Origin of the sequence: Primorskyibacter sedentarius (assembly GCF_004342065.1) — a bacterium.
In the GTDB taxonomy this organism is placed as follows: Bacteria; Pseudomonadota; Alphaproteobacteria; order Rhodobacterales; family Rhodobacteraceae; genus Primorskyibacter; species Primorskyibacter sedentarius.
Genome location: NZ_SLZU01000055.1, coordinates 1 through 5,162, shown reverse-complemented (window position 1 = coordinate 5,162; position 5,162 = coordinate 1). Strand labels below are relative to the sequence as shown.

Annotated in this window: 3 protein-coding genes and 1 pseudogene; 3 read left to right on the top strand and 1 reads right to left on the bottom strand. The window is 52.0% G+C overall.

Features of this window, described 5'->3' with window-relative positions; translation table 11 throughout:
• The coding region (locus EDD52_RS23195) for a hypothetical protein (RefSeq protein ID WP_207906087.1) at positions 1 to 274 on the top strand (274 nt) is incomplete at its 5' end.
• Positions 275 to 488: 214 nt separating this feature from the next.
• Here EDD52_RS23195 and EDD52_RS23190 read toward each other — a convergent pair.
• A pseudogene (locus EDD52_RS23190) lies at positions 489 to 650 on the bottom strand (integrase); the annotation flags it as partial.
• Between the two features lie 580 nt (positions 651 to 1,230).
• Between EDD52_RS23190 and EDD52_RS23185 the strand changes: the two are divergent.
• Positions 1,231 to 3,645, top strand: coding sequence for an nSTAND1 domain-containing NTPase (locus EDD52_RS23185; protein WP_132248979.1), 2,415 nt, complete (start codon positions 1,231 to 1,233; stop codon positions 3,643 to 3,645).
• A gap of 174 nt (positions 3,646 to 3,819) precedes the next feature.
• The gene (locus EDD52_RS23180) at positions 3,820 to 4,839 is read left to right on the top strand and encodes an IS110 family RNA-guided transposase (protein WP_132248978.1); all 1,020 of its coding nucleotides are present in this window, start codon (positions 3,820 to 3,822) and stop codon (positions 4,837 to 4,839) included.
• Positions 4,840 to 5,162: the final 323 nt, after the last annotated feature.

Genomic DNA, 5,162 nt, shown 5'->3' with positions numbered 1-5,162 from the left:
TGCTGGCTACATGATGGCCTCACGCTCCAAGGCGCTCGCCCATGTGGCCGACTTTTGCTCCGCCACACTGGCCGGGTTTTGCTCCGCCGTTGACACGCTGGAGGCCGACTGGGCGCGCATGGTCACCGAGCTGACCGCGCAATTCTATGGAGCCGTCTCGCGCTATCCCGGCTCTGCTTTCATGCGCATGAAATTGGGCAAGGTCTTTCCCGAAGCCCGAACCCATATCTTCGAGACCAGCCAGCAGGCGCGCGCCTTTCTGGACGTCGAATAGGCGGCTTCGTTTTGCCCGTAGGGTCCAAGGTAATTGGCCGCACCTCATTATCGAAAAGCGGCACCTCGTTGTTCGCCAAACCTGAACCTAGGAAGCTGTGCGCACGCGGCAAGAAAGTCTAATTCACAAGCTGCAATCGAAGTTGGAATTTGCTGTCAGGAGGTCGAAGTTTGGTCCTAATTGGCGAACGGCATGGGTCGCCCGCCAATGGTGTTTAGATATCGATCCGCTTCGCTACACTTACAGCATCTTCCAGTTCAACGCCAAGGTAACTCACTGTGCGATCGACCTTCGCGTGATCGAGTGGCTGTTGCATTGCGCGTAGGCTTCTGGTTTTCCGATAGACCTCCGCCGCTTTGGTTCGGCGCAGATGGGTCAATGCAAGCCTAACCAAATCGCATCCACGCAGCTTGTTTTCAATGACGACATTGATTGCGACCTGATCCTTGACCATCTCATCCTCGCTGTAGGTCGTGTGAATGATCGGTCTTTCCGCTGCACTTCAATAGCGTGATTCATGATGCCGCAGACATCTCCGTGCTGCGAGCATGTGCAGCGAGAAATTCGACTTGACAAGATGTGCCCTTCCTAATCCTTCGCCGCGCGGTTCAGGAGTGGCAACTTCGGGAAGCGCAACCGTTCGCTGCGCAGTGCTCGAACTGGTACGGCGCGGACAAAACTGCCGTTCAAGATCTTTGGTTCAATGTCTGTGTTTGGGAAATGCGGCTCAGCCGATAGGATTTACTATGTACAGCGCCTTCAATGCGAGCCAGAAAATGCACTAGCGAAGACGCCGTCAAGAGCCCCATAACCGCACATCAACACTAATTTGCGATCTGAACGCGATCCTCCATCTTCTATACAAAGACGACGAAACATGTTCGGATGATACTGATTGAGTGTTTTTAACGGTATACCCTAGCGTAGAAAAAGAGATTTATTGGATCAACTGACACGTGAGCGACATAACAGATAAAGTTCTTTCTTCCGCGCTGACGTCAAAGGCAGGAGAAGTCATTCGGCAGAGCTGGTTCGGCACATTAATGGGTCAGGCCACAACCGCAGTGTTTCTTATCGTCGGTTACCTTTCCGCCATCATGCTTAGCTATAGGCTTTGGAATGATGAAATCGCACAGTTTCACTCAGAACTTCCTCTGCTGCTCTATGCTCTGTTTGGTGGCCCGCTTATCGTTATCTTGATCTTCTCGATCCTACCTACGTTCCTGAGAGGGCTTCGAGAACGTCGGCTCACTCGATTGCTCGACAACGGGGGCAGTAATAAACCCGGCCACTTCCGCCTCGCGCCCTACGATGAAAACGACCGCGAATGCTACGTTCGTCCCGATGGCGCGCTTGAAAAAGCGCTTGGATGGTTATTGCGTGCAAACAAGAATATTCTCTACCTTTCCGGAGCTTCGGGGTCAGGCAAATCCTCCTTGGTCAATGCTGGAATTGTCCCGACGCTGAAGGATCTCGGTTGGCGCACACTTATTGTTCGCGGGATGGGTGAGCCGATGGAAGCCCTCACCGACTCACTTCGGTCAGCCGAGAGGCTCTATCGTCAAGCTCCTCCAAAGGACGCCGAAGCCGAAGATCTTTTGCGTCTAATCAGCGACGAAATCGCTCGCGCAGAAGCTGAACCACTCCTAATCGCCCTCGACCAATTCGAGGAATTCTTAATTCTTAAAGGTGGCGAAGAGAAAGAGGTCTACTCAGACTTCCTCGACCGTCTTACACAAAACCCTATACCAGGCATACGGATCATCCATGTCTTCCGGGAAGACTACCGTGCGCTTCTCTTCAAATACGACTTACCGAGATATGTACCCGGAGACACCGGATTTGAGCTTCCGCCATTTACTAGAACCGAAGCCCAGATTTTTCTCGAAGGCGGGCGCAAAACACTTGACGCCAAGGATTACGACCGCCTGTTCGCTGGACTTGACCGGATTGAAAATGCCCGGGGTCTCTATCGCCCAATTACGCTTAACATGGTCGGATATGTGTTAGATCAGGAAGGTTCCGAACTTGAAGATGATCCCGGCAGTTTGATAGAAACCTATCTCAAGCGTTGCATTGCGAGAGGTCCGTCAAGGGACTTCGCCAAGACTGTTCTCGCCGCCATGATCACTAGCGAAGGAACTAAACAGGCAATCGCTGAGAATTCACTCGTCGAAACTACCGGTATCGCTGATTTCTACGTTAAAGCGACGCTTACAGATCTCCAAGAGGACGGCCTAGTTCGCCCTCTAGCTGGGAGTAAATGGGAGATCAGCCATGACTTTCTGGCCTTTCTCATTGCCCGTATTAGCGGTCGCCTGCGCACATCGTTTTTGACCCGCTATGCCACACCTATAGTTGCTGTTACACTCGTTGGCTGGATCTCAGCGATGGCGGTCGCTCTTCCGGCTTGGGCACAGTGGAAGGAACGACAAGCAATTAGTTCGATCTTAGCTCTTGGATTTGTGAGAGAGCCAGATTTTGAGGATGGTCTGAGCTTCAGTCAATTAGAGAGTGAAATAAGTGATGAAGATCTCCTTGAGGTTAAGCGGGCATCTGGCCACCTCAATATCAGATCACTTAAGATTAATTTGTGTGGTGAAGAGTTGACGAGCCTTGAGTCGTTATCCAATCTAGAATTAAAAGCACTCTATATTTACCGACCAGATTGCAGCAGGTTTTCTCCACCTAATCTCGATTTTTTATCATCGATGCCTCTCCAAATTCTGGAAATGAACAGCCCGGGAACTAAAAACATTGAGGCGCTTTCTGGGCTGCCCTTGGAGAACCTAGCTATCAGATATAGCAGTCACTTTGAGAGTATTGAGCCTATCTCCACGCTTCGAAATTTAAGAATACTCGAACTAAGCCTTTCCAACAACGAATATGTCACTTCGGTTGATGCACTATCTGGGCTAAGTATTGAGGAACTGGATATTAGCCTGAATAATTCGATTTCTACGCTTAACGGGTTGACAGGCCTACCTTTAACTAAACTACGAATTACGAGCGCAGAGAGAATTGCGAGTCTGGAGCCGTTGACCGGCATGAAGCTCAGGTCTCTAATTATTTTCGGGGCCGAAAAAGTCACTAGCCTCGAACCGCTAGAAGGCATGCCACTGGAAAATTTGACCATTAGTGATGCAGGACTGCTCGACGACCTTGGGCCTCTGAGAGGGATGGCACTTAAACACTTTAAACTATCTCATGCTCCATTTGTCACAAGCCTTGAGCCACTTGTAGGCGCCCCTCTCCAGAGCCTTAGTCTCTATGAACTAGGTATCGCCTATCTGGCTCCAGAACACTGTGAGGTTGTAGGAATTTCTGCGTTTGGTTCCGATCCCCTCAAGGCTATATGCCCTGACAGATGATCGACACAAATTGCGATCTAGCCAGGCTTTTACAGATACACCACCTCTAGTCCCATGTACGTGAAATCAGTGTGATGCTTTCGAAGCCGATGGGGTGGATGGCTCCTGCTCCAACCGGCGTCGCGATGCGCAATAGTGCAGGTGTCAACATCTGCTTATGAGAGGAGCCACCCCATGGAAGTTACCACAATCGGCGTTGATCTGGCGAAGAACGTTTTCCAGGTTCACGGAATTGCCGAAGATGAAAGTGTCGTCTTCAACAAACCGCTACGCCGCGCACAAGTTTTGCCATTCTTCGCGAAGTTAGAACCCTGCTTGATTGGCATGGAGTCCTGCAGCACAGCGCACCATTGGGCTCGTGAACTTAGCGCCTTGGGCCACGACGTGCGTCTGATCCCGCCAATGTATGTGAAGCCATATGTTAAACGCGGAAAGTCTGATGCCATTGATGCCGAGGCGATCTGCGAGGCTGTGACCCGACCGACCATGCGGTTTGTCGCGATCAAAACAGTTGAGCAGCAATCACTGCTGTCCCTGCATCGGGCGCGCGATCTTCTGGTTCGCCAAAGGACGCAATTGATCAACGGTTTGCGTGGTCTGGTCGCCGAGTTTGGCGTCTACATCCCCAGAGGGCTAGCCCGTGTGATTGGGTTTGCTGAGGATATCACCCTTGGTGAAGTGCTCGACTTGCCAGACATCGCCAACGAGGTGATCCGTAACCTAGCAGAACAGCTCATGGCTTTGCATCAGCGGGTTCGCTGGTACGAAGAACGCCTGAAGCAAGTTGCAAAAGAGGACGCGCGTGTTCGCCTTCTTTGCACGATACCAGGCGTAGGGGCGGTAACAGCTTCCGCGATTATCGCCAGCATTGGCGACGGGCATCAGTTCAGAAATGGCCGCGAATTTGCGGCGTGGCTTGGCTTGACGCCCGCAAATAAATCCAGCGGCGGCAAAGAAAAGCTGGGGAAGATCACAAAGATGGGCGACCAGTATCTGCGGTCGTTGCTTGTAGTCGGCATGACCTCACTGGTCCGACAAACCCGATCACATCCGGAGCGCGCCAGCAAATGGCTGACGTCGCTACTCGAACGAAAACCTGCTCGCCTGGCTACAGTTGCTATGGCCAACAAGACGGCTAGGATCGTTTGGGCCGTCCTCACCCGCGACGTACCCTACAAGCCACATCTGATCTGAGGAGAAAGAACCACGAGTTAGCAAGACCTGCGAAATGATGGTGCAAAAGTCAGCCGCCAAAACCAGAACACCCCGCCGAATGTCCCGGGCATCATAGCCCGCTAAGCCGTAAGGGACCTGGTTTGCGGAACCCATCAGGGCCAGCGGCCAAAGCCGCGCAAACAGGCCGGACACACGACTGCTTCTGACAAATGCACAAATCAGATCAAAAAGGACTTGCTATGCAGGGTAACCGCCCGGTTTAGGCCGCCTTGCAATCTTCGGGCGGTGCTGGTGTCCAATTCCAAGGAAGCAATTCGTCGAGCCGGTTGATTTTGTGATCG